23 protein-coding genes and 1 tRNA gene are annotated in these 16,792 nt (G+C 46.4%); 2 read left to right on the top strand and 22 right to left on the bottom strand.

All coding sequences use genetic code 11. The annotated features are described in order from the left end of the window. Positions 1-64: 64 nt before the first annotated feature. From ACSVDI_RS05205 to rpsU, 9 genes are all read right to left on the bottom strand, one after another. A complete protein-coding gene (locus ACSVDI_RS05205) occupies positions 65-685 on the bottom strand; it encodes an ABC transporter ATP-binding protein (RefSeq protein WP_457945265.1) in 621 nt (206 codons plus the stop codon). A gap of 60 nt (positions 686-745) precedes the next feature. Continuing rightward, positions 746-1,528: an ABC transporter permease gene (locus ACSVDI_RS05200; RefSeq protein WP_457945601.1), complete on the bottom strand. Its 783-nt coding sequence runs from the start codon at positions 1,526-1,528 to the stop codon at positions 746-748. Continuing rightward, positions 1,506-2,555 carry an ABC transporter substrate-binding protein gene (locus ACSVDI_RS05195; protein ID WP_457945264.1) on the bottom strand — a complete coding sequence of 350 codons (1,050 nt, stop codon included), beginning with the start codon at positions 2,553-2,555 and terminating at the stop codon, positions 1,506-1,508. Before ACSVDI_RS05195 ends, ACSVDI_RS05200 begins: the two co-directional genes overlap by 23 nt. 105 nt (positions 2,556-2,660) lie before the next feature. Continuing rightward, positions 2,661-3,359, bottom strand: coding sequence for a Crp/Fnr family transcriptional regulator (locus tag ACSVDI_RS05190; RefSeq protein WP_457945263.1), 699 nt, complete (start codon positions 3,357-3,359; stop codon positions 2,661-2,663). 193 nt (positions 3,360-3,552) lie between these two features. After that, complete coding sequence (locus ACSVDI_RS05185; protein ID WP_457945262.1) at positions 3,553-3,987, bottom strand: CD1247 N-terminal domain-containing protein; 435 nt, start codon at positions 3,985-3,987, stop codon at positions 3,553-3,555. A 55-nt stretch (positions 3,988-4,042) separates the two neighbouring features. Then, the gene (gene efp, locus ACSVDI_RS05180) at positions 4,043-4,600 is read right to left on the bottom strand and encodes an elongation factor P (RefSeq protein WP_457945261.1); all 558 of its coding nucleotides are present in this window, start codon (positions 4,598-4,600) and stop codon (positions 4,043-4,045) included. A gap of 75 nt (positions 4,601-4,675) precedes the next feature. Next, on the bottom strand, positions 4,676-5,113 hold the full coding sequence (gene aroQ / locus ACSVDI_RS05175; protein ID WP_457945260.1) for a type II 3-dehydroquinate dehydratase: 438 nt from the start codon (positions 5,111-5,113) through the stop codon (positions 4,676-4,678). A gap of 14 nt (positions 5,114-5,127) precedes the next feature. Next, entirely contained in the window at positions 5,128-5,664 is a 537-nt protein-coding gene (locus ACSVDI_RS05170) for a YqeG family HAD IIIA-type phosphatase (RefSeq protein ID WP_457945600.1), read from the bottom strand. A 250-nt stretch (positions 5,665-5,914) separates the two neighbouring features. After that, the gene (rpsU, locus tag ACSVDI_RS05165; RefSeq protein WP_457945259.1) at positions 5,915-6,091 is read right to left on the bottom strand and encodes a 30S ribosomal protein S21; all 177 of its coding nucleotides are present in this window, start codon (positions 6,089-6,091) and stop codon (positions 5,915-5,917) included. A 192-nt stretch (positions 6,092-6,283) separates the two neighbouring features. On the opposite strand from rpsU, the gene ACSVDI_RS05160 reads away from it, so the two are divergent. Continuing rightward, positions 6,284-6,359 (top strand) — tRNA-Trp (locus ACSVDI_RS05160). 377 nt (positions 6,360-6,736) lie between these two features. Here ACSVDI_RS05160 and ACSVDI_RS05155 read toward each other — a convergent pair. From ACSVDI_RS05155 to ACSVDI_RS05110, 10 genes are read right to left on the bottom strand one after another with little or no spacing between them, the layout of a single operon-like run. Continuing rightward, on the bottom strand, positions 6,737-7,195 hold the full coding sequence (locus ACSVDI_RS05155) for a phage holin family protein (protein ID WP_457945258.1): 459 nt from the start codon (positions 7,193-7,195) through the stop codon (positions 6,737-6,739). Between the two features lie 33 nt (positions 7,196-7,228). Next, entirely contained in the window at positions 7,229-8,068 is an 840-nt protein-coding gene (locus ACSVDI_RS05150; RefSeq protein WP_457945257.1) for a glycoside hydrolase family 25 protein, read from the bottom strand. A gap of 20 nt (positions 8,069-8,088) precedes the next feature. After that, positions 8,089-8,223, bottom strand: coding sequence for an XkdX family protein (locus ACSVDI_RS05145; RefSeq protein WP_457945256.1), 135 nt, complete (start codon positions 8,221-8,223; stop codon positions 8,089-8,091). Then, complete coding sequence (locus ACSVDI_RS05140) at positions 8,220-8,561, bottom strand: hypothetical protein (protein ID WP_457945255.1); 342 nt, start codon at positions 8,559-8,561, stop codon at positions 8,220-8,222. Before ACSVDI_RS05140 ends, ACSVDI_RS05145 begins: the two co-directional genes overlap by 4 nt. Before the next feature lie 12 nt (positions 8,562-8,573). Further along, a complete protein-coding gene (locus ACSVDI_RS05135; RefSeq protein WP_457945254.1) occupies positions 8,574-9,464 on the bottom strand; it encodes a hypothetical protein in 891 nt (296 codons plus the stop codon). Further along, entirely contained in the window at positions 9,464-9,997 is a 534-nt protein-coding gene (locus ACSVDI_RS05130; RefSeq protein ID WP_457945253.1) for a putative phage tail protein, read from the bottom strand. Before ACSVDI_RS05130 ends, ACSVDI_RS05135 begins: the two co-directional genes overlap by 1 nt. Next, positions 9,994-11,016 (bottom strand): baseplate J/gp47 family protein, encoded by a 1,023-nt coding sequence (locus ACSVDI_RS05125; RefSeq protein WP_457945252.1) that lies wholly within the window; start codon positions 11,014-11,016, stop codon positions 9,994-9,996. Before ACSVDI_RS05125 ends, ACSVDI_RS05130 begins: the two co-directional genes overlap by 4 nt. After that, the gene (locus ACSVDI_RS05120) at positions 11,016-11,411 is read right to left on the bottom strand and encodes a DUF2634 domain-containing protein (protein ID WP_457945251.1); all 396 of its coding nucleotides are present in this window, start codon (positions 11,409-11,411) and stop codon (positions 11,016-11,018) included. Before ACSVDI_RS05120 ends, ACSVDI_RS05125 begins: the two co-directional genes overlap by 1 nt. Beyond that, positions 11,408-11,734 carry a DNA helicase gene (locus ACSVDI_RS05115; RefSeq protein ID WP_457945250.1) on the bottom strand — a complete coding sequence of 109 codons (327 nt, stop codon included), beginning with the start codon at positions 11,732-11,734 and terminating at the stop codon, positions 11,408-11,410. Before ACSVDI_RS05115 ends, ACSVDI_RS05120 begins: the two co-directional genes overlap by 4 nt. Beyond that, a complete protein-coding gene (locus ACSVDI_RS05110; RefSeq protein WP_457945249.1) occupies positions 11,731-12,744 on the bottom strand; it encodes an XkdQ/YqbQ family protein in 1,014 nt (337 codons plus the stop codon). The genes ACSVDI_RS05115 and ACSVDI_RS05110 overlap by 4 nt, the downstream gene beginning before the upstream one ends. Before the next feature lie 69 nt (positions 12,745-12,813). On the opposite strand from ACSVDI_RS05110, the gene ACSVDI_RS05105 reads away from it, so the two are divergent. Further along, entirely contained in the window at positions 12,814-13,425 is a 612-nt protein-coding gene (locus ACSVDI_RS05105) for a hypothetical protein (protein WP_457945248.1), read from the top strand. 37 nt (positions 13,426-13,462) lie between these two features. On the opposite strand, the gene ACSVDI_RS05100 is transcribed toward ACSVDI_RS05105, so the two are convergent. The 3 genes from ACSVDI_RS05100 to ACSVDI_RS05090 form a co-directional block, all read right to left on the bottom strand. Further along, positions 13,463-14,122 carry a LysM peptidoglycan-binding domain-containing protein gene (locus ACSVDI_RS05100; protein WP_457945247.1) on the bottom strand — a complete coding sequence of 220 codons (660 nt, stop codon included), beginning with the start codon at positions 14,120-14,122 and terminating at the stop codon, positions 13,463-13,465. Then, positions 14,119-16,101 (bottom strand): tape measure protein, encoded by a 1,983-nt coding sequence (locus ACSVDI_RS05095; protein ID WP_457945246.1) that lies wholly within the window; start codon positions 16,099-16,101, stop codon positions 14,119-14,121. The genes ACSVDI_RS05100 and ACSVDI_RS05095 overlap by 4 nt, the downstream gene beginning before the upstream one ends. Before the next feature lie 177 nt (positions 16,102-16,278). Next, entirely contained in the window at positions 16,279-16,689 is a 411-nt protein-coding gene (locus tag ACSVDI_RS05090; protein WP_457945245.1) for a phage tail assembly chaperone, read from the bottom strand. Positions 16,690-16,792 lie beyond the last annotated feature (103 nt).

The following is a 16,792-nucleotide window of genomic DNA, read 5'->3' as shown; positions in this document are numbered from 1 at the left end:
ACTTCAAAAAAAAGAGCAGTTTCGAGTTATAAGAATATTATCGCACACTATCCGGAGAAAAGTGTTAAAATTTTGTAATCATTTTAATGATTTTTAACGGAGGCCCCTGCAAAACATAGATGATATCCGCGAGCTGTTCCGCTTCGTGTCGATCATGTGTCACAAAAAGCCTAAGCGTGTCGGGCGTTTTTTTCTGAAAAAGGGAAATCACTTCGCTTTTCGTTTTCTCATCCAGCGCATGAAAGGGTTCGTCCAGCAAAAAAAATTCGCCGCCGTATGCCAGCGCGCGGGCAAGCGCCACTCGCTGCCGCATTCCCCCGCTCAGTTCCTCCGGTCGTTTGCCCTCATTCCCGGCCAGACCGACATCGCGCAGCCATCGGGCGGCCTCCGCTTCCGTCTGCTTTTTCCCGCCCCGCAGCACTGCGGCGACGTTATCCTGCGCGGAAATCCACGGCAGCAGGCGGTCCTCCTGAAACAGGTAGGAAAAGCGCCGCCCCTTCACGCCGGAAATTTCGCCGGAATCGAGTTTTACCAACCCGGCAATACAGTTCAGCAGGGTTGTTTTTCCGCATCCGGACGGCCCGAAAAAACAGGCTGTACCCTTTTGCGGCAATTTCAACGAAAAGTCCTCCAGCACAAGGGTATCCCCATAACGCTTACAGGCATGTTTGATCTCGATTTCCATGGAATCTCCTTTTTTCTTCCGTTATCCGTCAATCAAGCGGTTTTCGCAGAAAAATCCGCGCTACAGCGTGACATTATACCGTTTCCCGATTTTTTTCATCAGGCTCACCATCATCCGTTCCAGAATTACACTCAGAAGAATGACCACCGTGGTCCACGCGAACAAGTCCGCCGTTTCGAGGTAGACCTTGGAATCATAAATGTGGCCGCCGATGGACAGCACGGTATTGGCCAGCACCTCGGCCGCAATGGCCGTTTTCCACGCAAGCCCCATACCGGTTGTGCAGCCGGCGGTAAAGTACGGCATAACTGACGGAATATAGACCCGGCGCACCGTTCGAAAGACCCCAAAACGGTAACAGCGCGCCATTTGCAGCAACCCGCAGTCGGTTTTCGCAATTCCGTTGGCCACGTTGCCAAGCACGATGGGCGTCACTTCCAGAAAAGCGGTAAAAGCCGGCACGTGGTCAGAGCGGATCCAGACAAGGGCGAGGATAATGAAGGAAACCACCGGCGTTGCTTTAATCATGCTGAGCAGGGGGTAAAACAAATCGTTCAGCGCTTTGGAAAAGGAAGTCAGCACGGCAAACAGTACACCCGCTGCAACACCGAAGAAAAAGCCCCACAGCACGTGTAGAATTGAGTTCAGCGCAGAAGTCCAAAATTCCCCGCTGACCGCCAGTTCTGAAATTCTTTGCATAACGCGGGCAGGAGATACGATGAGTATCTCCTGCCGTACGATCATATATAGAATCTGCCAAACCGCAACCCAAAACAGAACGGCCAGAACTTTCCCGGCCGCCCTGGAATAAGGAGTGGTTTTATTTTTCGTAGTAAAAATCATCACCGGGCAGCTTTCCTCCGACCGACTTCGGATTTGCCTGGAACAGGACATTCAGAAAATCCGGGATTTTCGACTTCATTTCGGCGCCGTCCATATAAACAATATTGCAGTTCGGAATCGCCTTCTGGGCGATTGCCTTCGGCATAATCCCGTATTTTTCCGAAAGCGCGGCGGCATCCGCTGCACTGGAATTCGTATAGGACGCGGACGCCTTGTATTCCTCTAGGAACGCGTTGAAAGCATCCTTGTTCTTTTCTGCAAAGGCCTTTTGCACAATCAGGCAGCCCATGGTCAGAACGCTCTTTTCACCGGCCACCTTATTCCATTCCTCTGTCAGGTTCAAGGCAATCTTGATTTTCGGATTTTTCACCATTACCTGTGTCACATAAGGTTCCGGAAGAACCGCAAGCGACGCTTTGCCGGAAATTATCTGTGTGGCAAGTTCCGCATGTTCCGTAACATATTTTACCGTAACATCCTTACCAACTTCAAGTCCATTTTGCTTTAAAATGTAATTGATTGCATATTCCGGGATGGAGCCCTGGCCGGAAGAATAAATGGTTTTCCCCTTCAGGTCTTTTATGCTCTTTACGTCATCTTCACTGGTCAAAAGAGAAAGCACGCCGAGCGTATTGACCGCGGCAAGCTGAACCTTTCCGTTGGTCTTATTGTAAAGCGTTGCGGCAAGATTGGTCGGCACCGCCGCCACATCCACTTCCCCGGTGGAAATTTTCGATACGATTTCATCCGGAGAACCCACAAGCGTAACGGTGTAATCGTTCGCGGCTGTTTTGGCGTCGTTGTCGCTCATCAGCTTCAGCATACCCAGTCCGGTCGGGCCTTTCAGCGTTGCCAGACGAATTTTTGTCTTTTCGGCAGGCGTCGAGCTTGCGGGAGCCGTACTGGAGGAAGAGGAAACCGGTGCTGTGGAAGAAGACGCGGCCCGATTTTGGCCGCTGCAGCCTGCCGCAGCGGAAAAGAACAGCGCAGCTGCCAAAGTCAAAGCGGTCATTCTTTTTGTTCTCATAGGTAAGACCATCCTTTTCTAAATTTTTCAAGGAACTATCGATTCATGCAGAAAGCGAAATCGGCAAATTTTCTGCAGCAAAGGAAGTGTTTCCTCTTGTCTTTCTCAGAGAACGCCGGATTTCAGCCGTTCCAGGTCGATTAATACAATGGTTTTCCCGCTGCGGCGGAGAATGCCCTCTTGTTCCAGGGAATCCATCGCGCGATACAGGGAGGCACGCCCCATATCCAGGGTGCCGGCCAGCTGCGTCAGCGTACCGGGAAGTTCAAATTTCAACGGGTCCGCGCTCCGCTCGGAAATACTCAGCAAAAACGACGACAGCCGACGCCGGGCATTCCCCCCGGTGAAGTGGTCAATGCAGCTGTTCAAGTAGCAGATTCGACTGGAAAGAAAGGCAATGTAATTTTCCGCAATGCGGTAATCCTGCTGAAACAGCCTTTGCAGCAACCCTTGTGACAGAAACAAAACCCTGCTTCGTTTCAGCGCCTTTACTTCCGACACATAGCGTTTTGTTTGATGGAACAAACCCGCCACCCCAAAAATACCGCCGGGATAAAATGTATTCATAGGCAAGCCGGAACCGTCTTCTGACGGTTTATACGCCGTCAGTTTCCCCGAAAGGACCAGCCCCATACTGGTGCTGAAATGACTTCTGGTGTAAACCGGTTCGCCGGAATCGAATTCCATGCACCGGCATTCCGCATCCTGAAAAGCCAGCTCCACCAGACCGCCGTCAGTTTCATTAAACAAAAAAGTCTGCGCAAGCAGCGCTGCATACTGCTTCTGCTTCTTTACTTCTTTCATTTCGAGCGCAACCTTCTCAAATTGTATCATTTGGTACAATATTTGTATTATACCTGATTCTGGTAACAACGTCAATCCTCTCACAAAGGGGCATCAACCAACTGTTTGATGCGGCGCTGATGCCACCCAAACAGAATATGCAAAAATAAAAAAGGCACTGCCGAAACAGTGCCTTTTCATTCTGCAAAAATGATTATTCGTTTTCGTCCTCGTGGTTGTGATCGCAGCAATCACCGCAGCCACATTCATCAAAATCGAATTCCAATGTTTCACCACAATTCGGGCAGTCCATTTGACCGTCCTCGATGATGTCTTCCGACAGACAAATCGTTTCATGGCAGTTCGGGCATGTTACTTCGTAATAGTCGCTGTCATCTTCGTCTTCGTCCTCATCTTCATCATCGTCTTCGCCGTAATAATCCTCTTCCAAAGAACCCAGATCCGCGTCAACTTCGTCAACCTGGTCTTCCAGATCATTGAGGTTATCCTCCAGGTCGGAAACGGACAGAGCAAGATCATCCAGCAAATCGATGATTGCATTCAGAACCTTTACTTCTTTTTTATCGGTATCCAGTTCAAGACCTTCGGCCAAACCACGGATGTACGCAACTTTTTCTGTATTAGTCATGCTTTTTCCTCCCATTTTTGCCCGTCAGAATCATACGAAACATGTATAGTATGGGTCATGCACGCTCCATATATTCGCCTGTACGGGTGTCAATTCTAATTTTTTCGCCTTCGTTGATAAACAGAGGAACCTTGATTTCCGCACCGGTTTCAAGTGTGGCGGGCTTGGTGGCGTTCGTTGCGGTGTCGCCTTTAAAGCCTGGGTCAGTCTTTACCACTTCGAGTTCCACAAAGTTCGGGGGCTCAATGCCGAACACATTGCCTTTGTAGGAAAGAACTTTGCATTCCATGTTTTCTTTCACAAATTTGAAATTATCGCCAAGAACGCTCTTGTTAATCGGAATCTGTTCAAAGGTCTCATTATCCATAAAATAATAAAGGTCGCCGTCACTGTAAAGGTACTGCATGTCCTTGCGCTCTACGAAAGCGGTGGGATATTTGTCGTTCGGGTTAAACGTTTTTTCGGTAACGGCTCCGGTAATCACGTTTCTGATTTTGGTACGAACAAAGGCAGCTCCTTTGCCTGGCTTAACATGCTGGAATTCAATAATGGAAACAACATTTCCATCCATCTCAAATGTTACGCCATTTCTGAAATCGCCTGCAGATATCATGGTTTAATCCTCCAATTAAATTTTCCTATGAAATATCTTATAATATTTTGGCGCTTTTTTCAAGCTATTTTTTGATTACATAAGGTCCTTCAGCGCGGCAAGAGCCAGAAAATAACTGGTTTTGCCGAATCCGCAGATCTGGCCCGCACAAACGGCGGAAATTACGCTTTTATGACGAAATTCTTCGCGTGCATAAATGTTGCTCATGTGCGTTTCAATAAAAGGAATCCGCACGCTGGCAATCGCATCCCGCAGCGCGTAGCTGTAATGGGTCAGCGCGCCCGCGTTGATGACGACACCGTCGTAAACACCGCGCGCAGCCTGAATTTTGTCAATCAGCTCGCCTTCATGGTTGGACTGGAAAATGTCGCACTCATAACCGAGCTTTGCCGCATTCTCCAAAATCTGGGCGTTGATGCTGTCCGCGGTTTCATCGCCATATACGCCCTTTTCCCGGATTCCTACAAAATTGAGGTTTGGCCCAAGCAGAACCAAAACTTTTTTACCGTTCATGCTGCAACATTCCTTTACTTAAAGTATTCCCTTCCGCGGCGCGTTTTTTCAATACGGCGCCGAATCGGCTTTTCCAAACGCCGGCGAATGGTAAAAGAAAGCGTTGTTTCCAGGGTAGGCGGAACCAGCAGAATGGACTTCATAAATGCAAGATTCGCGCCAATGACATCGGTAAAAATCTGATCACCCACCACGGCAATTTCCCGTACGGGTACGCCCAACCGGCGCGCTGCACGGTGATAAGCCAGCGGAAGCGGCTTCAGCGAAAGACTCAGGAACGGAAGGTCGAACTTTGCGGCAAACGGCGCTACGCGTTCCTCAAAATTATTTGACATAATCATCATCAAAATATTCTGAGCCCGCATGGACTGCACCCATTCCAAAGCGCCCTTCAGAGGGATTTGGGACCCATTTTCCGCCAGTGTGTTGTCCACATCCAGAAGCACCGCGCGAACCTTCATTGCCCGGATGAGTTCCGGGGTAATGTCGGTTATTTTATCCACGGACACGGTAGGAAGAAACAGCGCCACTAAGAAACCCTCCGCTTTCACAAATTTCAATGGATTTTTATCCATGGTACGAAGGACAATCGATCGATATTCCTTCGCCGAATTTTTAGGTTCTGCTAAAAATAATAAAAACAGAAATTTAGCCTGCCAAAGCAAAAAAGGCCCGTTTAGCCATTCTATGCTTTCATTGCTATAATATCCATCAATTTTTTATTTTTAAACAAAACCCGGTCAAGCTAAAAAAGCGGGCTTTCAGCCCGCTTTTTCTATTCTTCGTATGGAATCGCAAAACTTACTTAAACTTGCGTTTACGCGCTGCTTCAGACTTTTTCTTGCGTTTGACAGAAGGCTTTTCGTAAGCTTCTCTTTTGCGAACCTCTGCGATGACTCCGGCTCTTGCGCACTGCTTTTTGAATCTTCTCAGCGCACTGTCCAGGGACTCGTTGTCTTTAACTCTAATCTCAGCCATTTATTTTCCCTCCCATCCGCCGCCAGGCAGGGGTATTAGTAAACATATTACATAAAAGTAATTATACAGTCAGCGTCTCAATCTGTCAAGTACAATTCTATGAACTTTCCTTTCGACATTTTCAACTTTTTATATTGACACAGGTTCCAGAACGTGATAATATTGTATCCGCGGTTCATTTTAACACAATATAGGGGTATAGCTCAGTTGGTAGAGCAGTGGTCTCCAAAACCACGTGCCGAGGGTTCAAGTCCTTCTGCCCCTGCCAATCAAAAGCCCGCACGAACGCTGATTTTTTCAGTATTCATGCGGGTTTTTCACGTTTTCAGAGTATTTTATATCGGACTATTATATTGCTTAAAACACAAAAATACATTAAAAAATGCAACACATGCAACACGAAACGCCCTCGTTCATGATCAAAAGTGGAAATAACTAACCTAAACAGTATCTGCTAGACAGTCACCATAGACGGGTTTATCCTCCGCCAAACGCATATCTGTAAAGTATAACTATAACTTATTTCGTATAATTATAGAAATATCCCATCAACCAATCTTTTTTGATTTTCGTCCTTTATTAACAAAAACCCCATAAAGCAAAAAATCCCCCGCCAGCCAATAGGCCAACGGGGGATTTGCTATGTTATTCAGATTTTTCATTATCTGGCAGAGTAGCTTTGCTCTCAACTTGGTCGCGCACTTTGTCCACAATCTTCTTCAAAAATTCCGGGTAGCTCACGCCGATGTCAGCCATGTTTTCAAGAATCGAAATTATTTCGTTACAGATTAACCACACTGCTACCAGGGATGCCACTGCATAACCAAGATGCAACACAATGCCAGCCTGCTCTGCGCCGTATGTAATCAGCATATCAATAATGGCGCCGATTGCAACCAGCAACCACATGCAGATTTTTTTCAGGATTCCCCGGAAGCCGCGATAACTGCTGATTTTTTGTCCCCGATACTTGGCCACGACGAGGCCTGTGCCATAGTCAATTACATTGAGCGATACCAGTGTAAACACCGGCACAGCCAGCACACCGAGCCACGCCGACAAAACTGTGAAAATGGCGATAAATACCGCTTTTACCTTATCCATATATGTCCCTCTTTCCGCCGGGTTGTCCGGCTTTTATTTTACATTGACCACAAACTGCTTAACATTATTGATGTAGATGCCGGTCCCGCTGCCCGGAGCTCCCACTGCGCACAGGTAAATATAATGGTCGTTACCTACCACGTACCGCGGCAGGATGGTTACAACGTCGGGCGTGCCGGTTGTAACCTGCGGCGGATTACCATTGGATACGGTAATCTTCATTTGGTAATACGCACCGTGCTTGATTTCCATGTCCGCGGTGGTGTCGCAACGGAAGGCAGGAGCGTAATTTTTGTACGCTACATTCATATCCAGTCCGTTGCTCGTAATGCCATCTACGTGGCCGTCGCTCGCATACTGCCACATATCGCATAATGCGGACCGGTCGGTATTATCGGGTGTCGCGTTGTTATACCATGCCATCCAGATAGGGATTCCGGCGGATTTAATCCGGGTAACGTCAAGGTGTTTCGCGGAATAAAGCCAGTTGTAATTGCTATATACCATCGGCTGGTATCCGGCAGATTTAATCCGTGCGCAGAAATCTAACACCATATCAGTCAGCTTGTCCCGCCCCATTGCAAGCAGCTCACTGTGTTCAACGTCTACAGCAACCGGCCAAGTGATTTTGTACGGCTTAATTGCCGCCAAGCAATCCCTAACTTGATTTTCTACGCTTCCCGCACGCAGAAAATGATATACACCGATTGGCAGTCCTGCCGCGTTTGCCGCCGCTGCGTTTGCTTTAAAACACGGGTCTATGTAATTTACTCCCTCGGTTGCTTTAATCATCACAAACTGTACGCCCGCAGCCTTAACACGCTTAAAATCAGGGTTGTTTTGGTGGTGGGATATGTCGATACCTTTGATCATTTTTCAGCCCTCCTGCTCCGTTATTCGGAGTAATTTTCGCCAGTTACTTCCTTATACTCCTCTTGCGTCAGTTTTCCGGCTGCGACCAATGCCTTAATCCGGCCTATGTTCCACAGCACCGGATAATACTTTTTTGCCATTTTCAGCACGTTCATAATGTCACCCCCATCATAACTGCAATATAATCAACGTCAGCGCGAATCTGGTCAATTTCAGTTGGTGGTGGAGACGGACGAGCGGCAATTTCAGTCGCTTTTTCTTCGCCTGTTCTTTCTACTGGATGCCCATCTACCAGTTTGTAGATAAAACACCCATTTTCATCAATCAATGGCTTTTCAAAATAGTTGCCTTGAGCGTGGGCGTACCTGTCACCGATTCCTTCATCGATCTGCGTCCATCCTGTGGCATCCTGCAAGAAAATAGAACTATTTACATCGGTTATACACCCCGCCGCATTTGTTTTGACATATACTTTTATTTCAGGTGCATTCATTGTTTACTCTCCTTAATAAATTTCCGCATCATAAGCGTACCCGCCACTAACACTGTTTTTGGTCGGTGTTGTACGCATAGTTGGCCTTAAATCTACTGTGCTTACCGAACTGCTTGAGCGTATTTGATAATATCTTTGACATAATGCCAATTCCTCTGCATAAGGACGCGGGGAAAAAGCTGTAGGTACAGAACCAACTTCTAGTTTTGCATCCCAAATATCTAACCACGTTCCAATATCATCGGAAGTAATACCTCTTGTAACACCTATTCCACACTCAACACGACTTGCTCCCATAGGAATATCAGCAGTTATACTCATACGTTTGTTTATACCTATCGGAATAGGCTGAATTACAAATGCGGCGGTTGATGCACCCGCTTCTTTATATCCAATATAAATAGCCCGGTATGTTGCATTAATATTGCGCACACCAACAGAAAATGTAATTTTTTTCCCTTGAAATGGACTTACTCCATTCGGCGCATCTTCCATCCATTGCATAAAATTGTTATATGATGCAATATTTACCGAGTCTATACTAATCCGAATACAGTACGCATTAGATGTAGGCAAACCTTCATTCGCACGTCGCTGAATAGTAGATATAAATCCCGATTCTATATATGCGTTCATCCACCTATCAAATGTGTATCCGGCTGTGGAATATGACTCGTGTCCACGCTGATTTACACGGAAATCACCGTTTATTAGTAGGTTTGGATTAATTGCCCCTACCTGCTCAGCGGTCACTTTGTGAGGGTTATCAGTATTGTTTCGGTGATTCTCCGCTTTTTTCAGCTCGGTGTCGATTTTATCCATATTTCCGTTCTGGACTTCGATGTCGTAATTGTCCGTGGTCTCCGGTTTCGTCAGCCCGTAATTCGTAGTAGTCATTGCCATTACATCGTGCCCCCTCTGATTGTTTCGTGAGTATATGCCGCCAGCTGCGCATGAGTATAACCAGTCAGCATACCGTGTGTCCTGTATGTGTACTCAAAGCTAAACGCCAGGTGTGCCGGCTTGATTTCGTTTATAGTGTCCATAAGGCCCGCCATATTTTGGGGGATTCCGAGTGTCCCAGTAAATTTTACAATAAAGCTGTAATCTTCCGGTTTTTCAATAATCTCCACCGCACCATTTGAATATGATGCTGCGGTATCAATCAGCATCTGCTTTGTAACCGTTCCAATTCCGGCGATTTTTGCTTTTAAAATTTCCCTTCGCATATCATCCGACTTTGACACATCTACAGTAAGGCCGTAAATCTTTTCATACCGGGAGAGCAGAGCCGAAGCGGTCGTAATGAAACACTCGTCAATCGTAACCCCGGTGTCTAAAATCATTGATTTTACTTTATTAGTGAGAATCCCCTGCAGTTCCTGCATCGTAGCGTTACCGTCGTACAACGGCGGCAATAAATCAATCAGGTTCATGCACTCGCCTCCGATAATGCAACGGTTCCTACTACAGGAATATCCTCGTCTGGGATGGTTATATTTAACGTGCCGCCGTTCACCATTAGCGAGTTGTAGTCCGCCACGCTGGGCGTGGAAAGCAGCAAAGAGCCGATTTTTGCATAACTGATGTTATACGTTTTAAACACGCTCGACTTCAAATATTCGCTCAATGAAGTCGTAAACGCCGACTGAACATCTGCCAGTGCCACAGAACCGTCAAGCGTAACATTGGCCGCAACGCTAATCTCAAAGCCTTCCGGGCTTGACACTGTTACAGCCGCGCCAATCGGCCGGACAGATTCAATATAATCGGCGACTTTCTGTTCCAGACTTGTGTCAATCGCTTTGTTGGAATCAACAACAAGAACTTTCACTGTGCCATTGCCGTTCCATAACGGATATACCTTCACTGCGCCCACACCGGCAACCGACAGCGCCCATTTTTCGTAATCATATACATTTCCGCTGGTCGACGGTTTCCGAATTTGCTCATAAAATCGTGCCCGCAGGTTTTCGTCTGTTTCTTCATCCGTGCCGGATATTATAATGTCGCCGAGCACGACCGTCGCATCGCTGGTATTGTCTATATTAGATAACTGCCCGGCATAAGCGTTTCCGGCGCTCCCGGCAGTTTCGCACGTCGCGGAATACACACCATCAGAAATTAACGCTGTGATATCATACACAACGTCGTCAATAGCCCATCGGGAACCGATGTCCACCGCTTTGCTTGCCGTTACCTTGCGAACCGCCGCAGTCGCCCGTTTTCTCGTTATGTTCCGCTCATCGGCAACACGATCAAGGTATTCGCCAACAGCTGTATCAGCCAGCACAAGATCAATAAAATTCTTAAGCTGTGCATAATACTCAGCGAGCTTGAAACAAGCTGGAGCAAGTGCGTCGTAAATTACTGACCCTTGCCGCTTGTCAACGTCGCTCGGTACCTTTGAGAGAGCGTCCGAGAGAATTGCTTCATAGGTCATATTTTCCCACATCAGACTGTCACCGCCTTGCTCATTGATACTGTTTTATAAACGCTTTCAACGTCGAACGTGCAGAGCATTTCATCGCCGTTGACGGAAAATTGAAAATTGTCAACGCCTGTAATGCGGTCGTCAGCGAGCAGACATTCCCGGATCCGGCGCTGCAGTTCCGCTTCTACATACTCCCGGTCTTTGCCAATCAGGTCGTCCGACTGAAAACCGTAATCAAGCGAATACACCGGGTATTCATATCGTTCGGTATTCAGCATATGCTCAATCGTTTGCTGTAAGGCTGTCAGCCCGTCTGTGATGCCCTGTATCTTATCATCTGAGACTTTATAGGTTTGTGTCTGTTCTATCTCGTCAGAGAGCGCCAGGTCGGTTGTAACCGTGTTTGCAAGAATCATTTCACCACATCCTTTATCTTAATTTCCGATATGGTCGTGCTGCCTATGGTTATCGGTTCAATCTGTATTGTGCGACCTTTGGTGGCCGGTACATATCCGATAATCTCAACGATGTAATACCTTGCGCCGCCATCATCGCGGATAAGCCGCACGGTATCACCCACTGCGGCATAATCGCGCAGTGTACCGTCAATCAATTCCCACGGTAACGTGAGCTTTTCAGAGATTTTCACCCCGGCGGCAACTACCGTGCCAATCATCAGGCAGGCGGGCTTCCGATTATTCAGATATCCCTCAACAATCTGCTTTATTTCATTTATCATATCCTCACGTCCAATTTCATGGTGTGGTTCGGCAAAAACGTATGCGTGACCGATTTAACGATTAGGCGTTTATTGATGCCAACTTCTGAAAGATAAGCGTGAAAGCTGCTTCCGGCTCGAATTGCCGTATTTCCGATGCAACTCATGGAGAAAGATTCCGTTTCGCCGTTATAGAGCGACAAGAGCGCGTTCGCCATTTGTATAGCAAGAGCCTTTTTCTTTGCTTCATTGGCTACCTTATTCGTATCGGACTGGCTGCCGGTACCGGTAGAGGTTGAGCTGAACGACATAACATCGAAATACTGCAGCAGTCCATATTTGTTGATTGAGGCGGAATCTTTTGCGATGTAAATGTCCCTTTTCCCGGTGACTTCATTGTCTACGGCCAGCTTGATTTCGTTGTAGAAATCATCGTCTATGGATTTACTATACGAATAGTCATAGCATAGAGAACCATCGCCAAGAATCAGATTTGTTTCCAGCTCCGTAAGATTCCGCAGGCAGATAGACCCAAATTCGTCCCGCAAAACAAACCATTTCCCCGTTGCTCGGAGCGTATCGCCAATCGCAGAGTACATAATGTCCAGCCATGTTTTGTCGCTCTGCGCCGCCGTGGCCAGCTTATATCCCGTATCCGTGAGCGTTCCGACCGGTAACCCGAAATAGTTGCACATCTTTTTTGCCAGGGTGGTTGCGGTATCGCCGTTTATAACGATGGTATCCTTTGCCTTGCAATATCGCAAAATATCATAGGCTGTCACGGTAACAATTTTGTTCTTGGCGACTTCATGTTTGAACACCACGCCATAAAAGATGTTGGCTCCATTGTACTTAAAACGGACGATTGTGCCGTTATCAATTCCGGGTCCTGTGGCAACATACGAAAAAGTGAACTTGCTGCATCCGTTATTCATGGTGTCAGACCATTCAGCTGATTTTACAAGTTCACTGATTTCATAGACTTTTTTATTTGTGGTTTCAATGAGGAGCTCAGCGCTCAACGGAATCACCTATTTCGCTTGAAATTTTTCCATATAAGGATTATCATAGCAGTAGAAATATGATGAGGGGGAGAACATATGAAAACAAGACAAGTTGTGGCCATAATATTGTGGATACTCTCTGCATTAATACTAATAGGCTCTGTAAATCAGCAGTACCGCCTTTCAGCAATGCCGGCCGTTACCGCATTCACACTTATCGGGCTGCTCTTATTTTTTATTAAAGGCAAGTCCAAAGAAGAAAAAGTGAAATCTCAAAGTGTGAAGTTGTCAACTATTACGGTTAAACATTTCGCTGGGCTCCCACTACCAGAAGGCGTAAGATGCGTAATTCAGCGCAACCCTAACGGGTTTGTTTTCATTTCCGGAGGTAATACTTTTAACCTTTCAAATGATAAAATTACTGATATATGTATAAAAACCGATACCGAAATACAAAAACAATATGTTTCAAGCATTGGCGGAGCAGTTGGTGGTGCAGTTCTCTTTGGGCCAATTGGTGCTATGATTGGCGGCAGGGCAAAGCAAAAGAAAACAACTACTATAACACGGTACTTGATTTTTACGTATCTCAAAGACAGCCAAGTTGCTTATATCGGATTTGAGATTCAAAATCCTATAAAAGTTCAAAGGTGGATAAATGAATTTCGGCAAAGTTCCCATGCAAGCGGAATAAGCGTAACGTTATAAACGAATGACCTGACTTCTATTGAGAGGCCGGGTCTTTTTATGGAATTGTCAACACCTGTCCTGGATAAATCAAATTTGGATTCTTGATTTTGCTCCGGTTTGCGTTATAAATCGCCGTGTACTTTGCACCATTTCCGTAGAACTTCTTTGCAATCGCCCACAGCGAATCCCCTGATTTCACGGTATAGGTCTGATTGACCTTTGGATTCTTTGTCGTCGTCGGAGCAGCCATCGCTTTTGCTATGGTTCCCGTCTGCATAGCTATAACAGTCTTATATCCGAATTCACGGTATTCAAGAAGTTTGAAGTCAAAATACTTATCCCCTTCTTCTCCAGCGATTTCAGATACATTGCATTCCTCAATCAACACCAGTGTATTGATATCTTTTGTAATCCCGTTCCGGGCAATAAACCGCACTGGGTATTTATTCTCTCTCCAAGTGTTAAACAGATTCTCGTAATAGTCCGGCCCTTCAAAAGAGCCGGACGTTTCAACGTAATGAGAAGCGGTGTGAGGGAATTCAACATCTTCCAGCGAATATTCCGCAAGTTCTAAATAAGTCGGAACAGCAATCTGCCCCACACCGAACACTGCATACTTTTCGCTTGCCAGCGTAGAAGTCTTTTCGATTTTCTCCGGGTTTGTCGGCAGCCTAATGACTGTATTCCCATACTGAAAAAACACCGCATAATTCATTCGTAAAGTCCCTCCGCTGCGGTTGCAAGTTCCTCTTGCAACATTTTACTGATTGTGAAATAAATCTGCTGTTGGTCGTTCTTGTCCCCGACGTTTCCTGAAAAACTCACGGACAGCTTTGGAGACAAAACCGCCGTAGAAAATTTGTTGATATACTGCTTTTCAGCCAGGTCACGTAAATATTGCAAGTCCTGATCCGCAATATTAACTTTGACTGAGCCGTCCGCGCCGGTGCCAGTGACGGGGATAGGGGTTTTGGGCGTCGGCGATGTTTTTTGGGACATTGGCAATGTTTTTTGGGACGTCGTTTGGCCGAGATTCTTCATCCAGTTGTTAATTTTAGCGTCTATACCCTGCCCGAATTTATATCCGACATTCCACGCTGACTTTTCATCCCAGCGCTGTCCTATTGTAGGAGCTGACTTATTTATAGTAATAGCTTTGTCAGTTTTTCCCCATGCCGTTACATTGTTTTTGAGCGATTCAAGGCCGGCAGTCCAGTTTGTTCCGAATATTGCATCAATGATTTTTGTAACGATTTGGCCGAGCGAGAGAAACCACCCGATAATCTGCCCGATTAAGTTTGCTACGGCGCCACCAAAGCCATCAAACCCGCCATTCGCTGCGTTCAGAACCCATTCGATGATTCCAAGAAACGGGTAAACAAAGATACTCCAAATAAGTTGAATCATGCCATTCAGGGCGCCAAGAAGAATATCATAAACAGTAGCGGCAAGAAACAGCACCGAACCTAAAATAATTCCTGTAGCGCTTAGAGATTGATTTGTAAATTTATTAACTGCAGCCACAATGGTATAAACCAAGGCGATCGCGATGATAATTGCAGCGATTATCCACGTAATAGGACAAGCGGCAAGCGCGGCGTTTAAACCATCTTGTGCGGCAATCATGGCCAAAATAGCAACCGTTTCAGCCCAATCACATATCGTTTTCCATGCAGTTGCAGCAGCGGCAGCCAAAATAGGCAGCTGCATAGCTACAAATACTCCAATGGCTCCTAAAAGTATTGGCAAAATAATAGACCAATTATCAGCGATAAATCCACCTACGTCGGCAATCACAGTCATAACGTCATTTGCTACTTTTGCCAAAACGCTGAAAGAAGCAATTATCACGTTTACCATGTTCTGAAAATTCTGCGATTCAAGTAAATTGCTTTCGTCTCCGAATGTCTCTCCAAATGCCTGATACGCCCCGTTCTTGATTTTGTTCCAATAATCACCCCAGGTATAAGACATTTTACTTACCTGCTGGTCTACTGATGCTGATGCGGATAACACACCGTTGATGATCACATCAGATGTTAATTTGCCATCGGTCGACAATTCTTTTAACTTGTCTGTGCTTGTTCCGAGGTATTTTGCGATCGCCTGCGCCGCCATCGGTGCATTTTCCATAATAGAGCGAAATTCATCACCCTGCAATTTACCAGAGCCGATGGCCTGCGTAATTTGTAACATTGCTGCTGATTGTTCTGCCGTGCTGGCACCGCCAACACGGAACATTTTTTGCATCGTCTCGGCGAATTTCACGATATTCTGGTTGCTTCCGAACTGTGAACCGGCGGTGATACCAAGCCTTGCCACAGTGTCAGCCATATCGGTGTAGGAACCCCGCGCGCGGTCGGCAGCAGCAAATATATCATTCTGCAGTGACTTTAGCTGAGCTGCATTAGAGGTAATCAAGGACAATTTCGAGCTGATATTTGTGTATGTATCCGAAATTTCCATGCCTTTTTTGATGGTTTGAATACTCAGAAACGCAGCGGCTAACCCCGTCAACCGAGATGTAAGCCGGCCTGCAGAACTTTCCGTTGCAGTAAACTTGGAATTTACATTATCAACGGCAGAACTTGCTCGATCAATTCCACTGGTGGCCCGCTGCGTGCTGGTCCAAATGCGATCCATTGATCGGCTGTAATTATCCTGCAGGGTAAATATTGACCTTAGCGATGGCATGGTATCACCTCTTTCGTTTTGCTTTTTCCACTTCTCGCTTCTCAGCTTCGATCCTCAGATCAATTGAGGCATAAATAAAAGCCCGCTCGCGCTGACTCATTCTTGCCAGCGCGGACGGCCTTATGTGCAATTTTTGCAGGGCGAAATGTGCATAATTAAAATCTGGGTCGCCCTGCTTTATGCGTTTTTTGCTTCTTCAATCTGCTCGTTGATGTCGTTTGCATTCAAACCGGACAGCTTGGAAACTTCTTCGGACAGCTTTGCAAACTCGCCAACTGTCAGCATCTTGCCGAGCAATTCGGTTTCGCCTAAAACCCCATAGGCTTTTTGCAGTTCTGCATTTGTCAGGTCGGGGAACACGACACCGGCTGCTGTAAGCGCATGAGCGTATGTAACACGGTCAAGTTGCTGTGCGCCGGTTTTTCGGTCCGTTTTGGTGTACTTTCGTTCCAGTGCACTATTCTCCTTTTCGGAGACCGCCCGGATTTCCCACTCGACGGGCTTTCCATCTTCTTGGAACCGTTCAGAAATAACCACTCTTTTATTTTCCACCTTTACCGGGTGAAGAAATGCTGCAAGACTATTCATTTACTCCCCTCCGAATTAAACGTATTGTAAAGTTAAATGAAAGTTGAGGACTCGTCAGCCCTTCTGGTACAATGGTTTTGACACAAAACAATGTACTCCCGAA

The sequence above is a fragment of the Caproiciproducens sp. LBM24188 genome (genome assembly GCF_054130445.1).
This window is presented reverse-complemented; position numbering and strand designations above follow the sequence as displayed.

Excerpts from the sequence above, each read along its gene's own strand:
- efp (WP_457945261.1), bottom strand. The coding sequence starts at position 4,600 with ATGATATCTGCAGGCGATTTCAGAAATGGCGTAACATTTGAGATGGAT.
- ACSVDI_RS05100 (WP_457945247.1), bottom strand. The coding sequence starts at position 14,122 with ATGAATTATGCGGTGTTTTTTCAGTATGGGAATACAGTCATTAGGCTG.
- ACSVDI_RS05185 (WP_457945262.1), bottom strand. The coding sequence starts at position 3,987 with ATGACTAATACAGAAAAAGTTGCGTACATCCGTGGTTTGGCCGAAGGT.
- ACSVDI_RS05105 (WP_457945248.1), top strand. The coding sequence starts at position 12,814 with ATGAAAACAAGACAAGTTGTGGCCATAATATTGTGGATACTCTCTGCA.
- ACSVDI_RS05090 (WP_457945245.1), bottom strand. The coding sequence starts at position 16,689 with ATGAATAGTCTTGCAGCATTTCTTCACCCGGTAAAGGTGGAAAATAAA.
- ACSVDI_RS05120 (WP_457945251.1), bottom strand. The coding sequence starts at position 11,411 with ATGATTCTTGCAAACACGGTTACAACCGACCTGGCGCTCTCTGACGAG.
- rpsU (WP_457945259.1), bottom strand. The coding sequence starts at position 6,091 with ATGGCTGAGATTAGAGTTAAAGACAACGAGTCCCTGGACAGTGCGCTG.
- ACSVDI_RS05130 (WP_457945253.1), bottom strand. The coding sequence starts at position 9,997 with ATGAACCTGATTGATTTATTGCCGCCGTTGTACGACGGTAACGCTACG.
- ACSVDI_RS05205 (WP_457945265.1), bottom strand. The coding sequence starts at position 685 with ATGGAAATCGAGATCAAACATGCCTGTAAGCGTTATGGGGATACCCTT.
- ACSVDI_RS05135 (WP_457945254.1), bottom strand. The coding sequence starts at position 9,464 with ATGGCAATGACTACTACGAATTACGGGCTGACGAAACCGGAGACCACG.
- ACSVDI_RS05125 (WP_457945252.1), bottom strand. The coding sequence starts at position 11,016 with ATGTGGGAAAATATGACCTATGAAGCAATTCTCTCGGACGCTCTCTCA.
- ACSVDI_RS05155 (WP_457945258.1), bottom strand. The coding sequence starts at position 7,195 with ATGGATAAGGTAAAAGCGGTATTTATCGCCATTTTCACAGTTTTGTCG.
- ACSVDI_RS05095 (WP_457945246.1), bottom strand. The coding sequence starts at position 16,101 with ATGCCATCGCTAAGGTCAATATTTACCCTGCAGGATAATTACAGCCGA.
- aroQ (WP_457945260.1), bottom strand. The coding sequence starts at position 5,113 with ATGAACGGTAAAAAAGTTTTGGTTCTGCTTGGGCCAAACCTCAATTTT.
- ACSVDI_RS05115 (WP_457945250.1), bottom strand. The coding sequence starts at position 11,734 with ATGATAAATGAAATAAAGCAGATTGTTGAGGGATATCTGAATAATCGG.
- ACSVDI_RS05190 (WP_457945263.1), bottom strand. The coding sequence starts at position 3,359 with ATGAAAGAAGTAAAGAAGCAGAAGCAGTATGCAGCGCTGCTTGCGCAG.
- ACSVDI_RS05200 (WP_457945601.1), bottom strand. The coding sequence starts at position 1,528 with ATGATTTTTACTACGAAAAATAAAACCACTCCTTATTCCAGGGCGGCC.
- ACSVDI_RS05140 (WP_457945255.1), bottom strand. The coding sequence starts at position 8,561 with ATGAATGCACCTGAAATAAAAGTATATGTCAAAACAAATGCGGCGGGG.
- ACSVDI_RS05145 (WP_457945256.1), bottom strand. The coding sequence starts at position 8,223 with ATGAACGTGCTGAAAATGGCAAAAAAGTATTATCCGGTGCTGTGGAAC.
- ACSVDI_RS05195 (WP_457945264.1), bottom strand. The coding sequence starts at position 2,555 with ATGAGAACAAAAAGAATGACCGCTTTGACTTTGGCAGCTGCGCTGTTC.
- ACSVDI_RS05150 (WP_457945257.1), bottom strand. The coding sequence starts at position 8,068 with ATGATCAAAGGTATCGACATATCCCACCACCAAAACAACCCTGATTTT.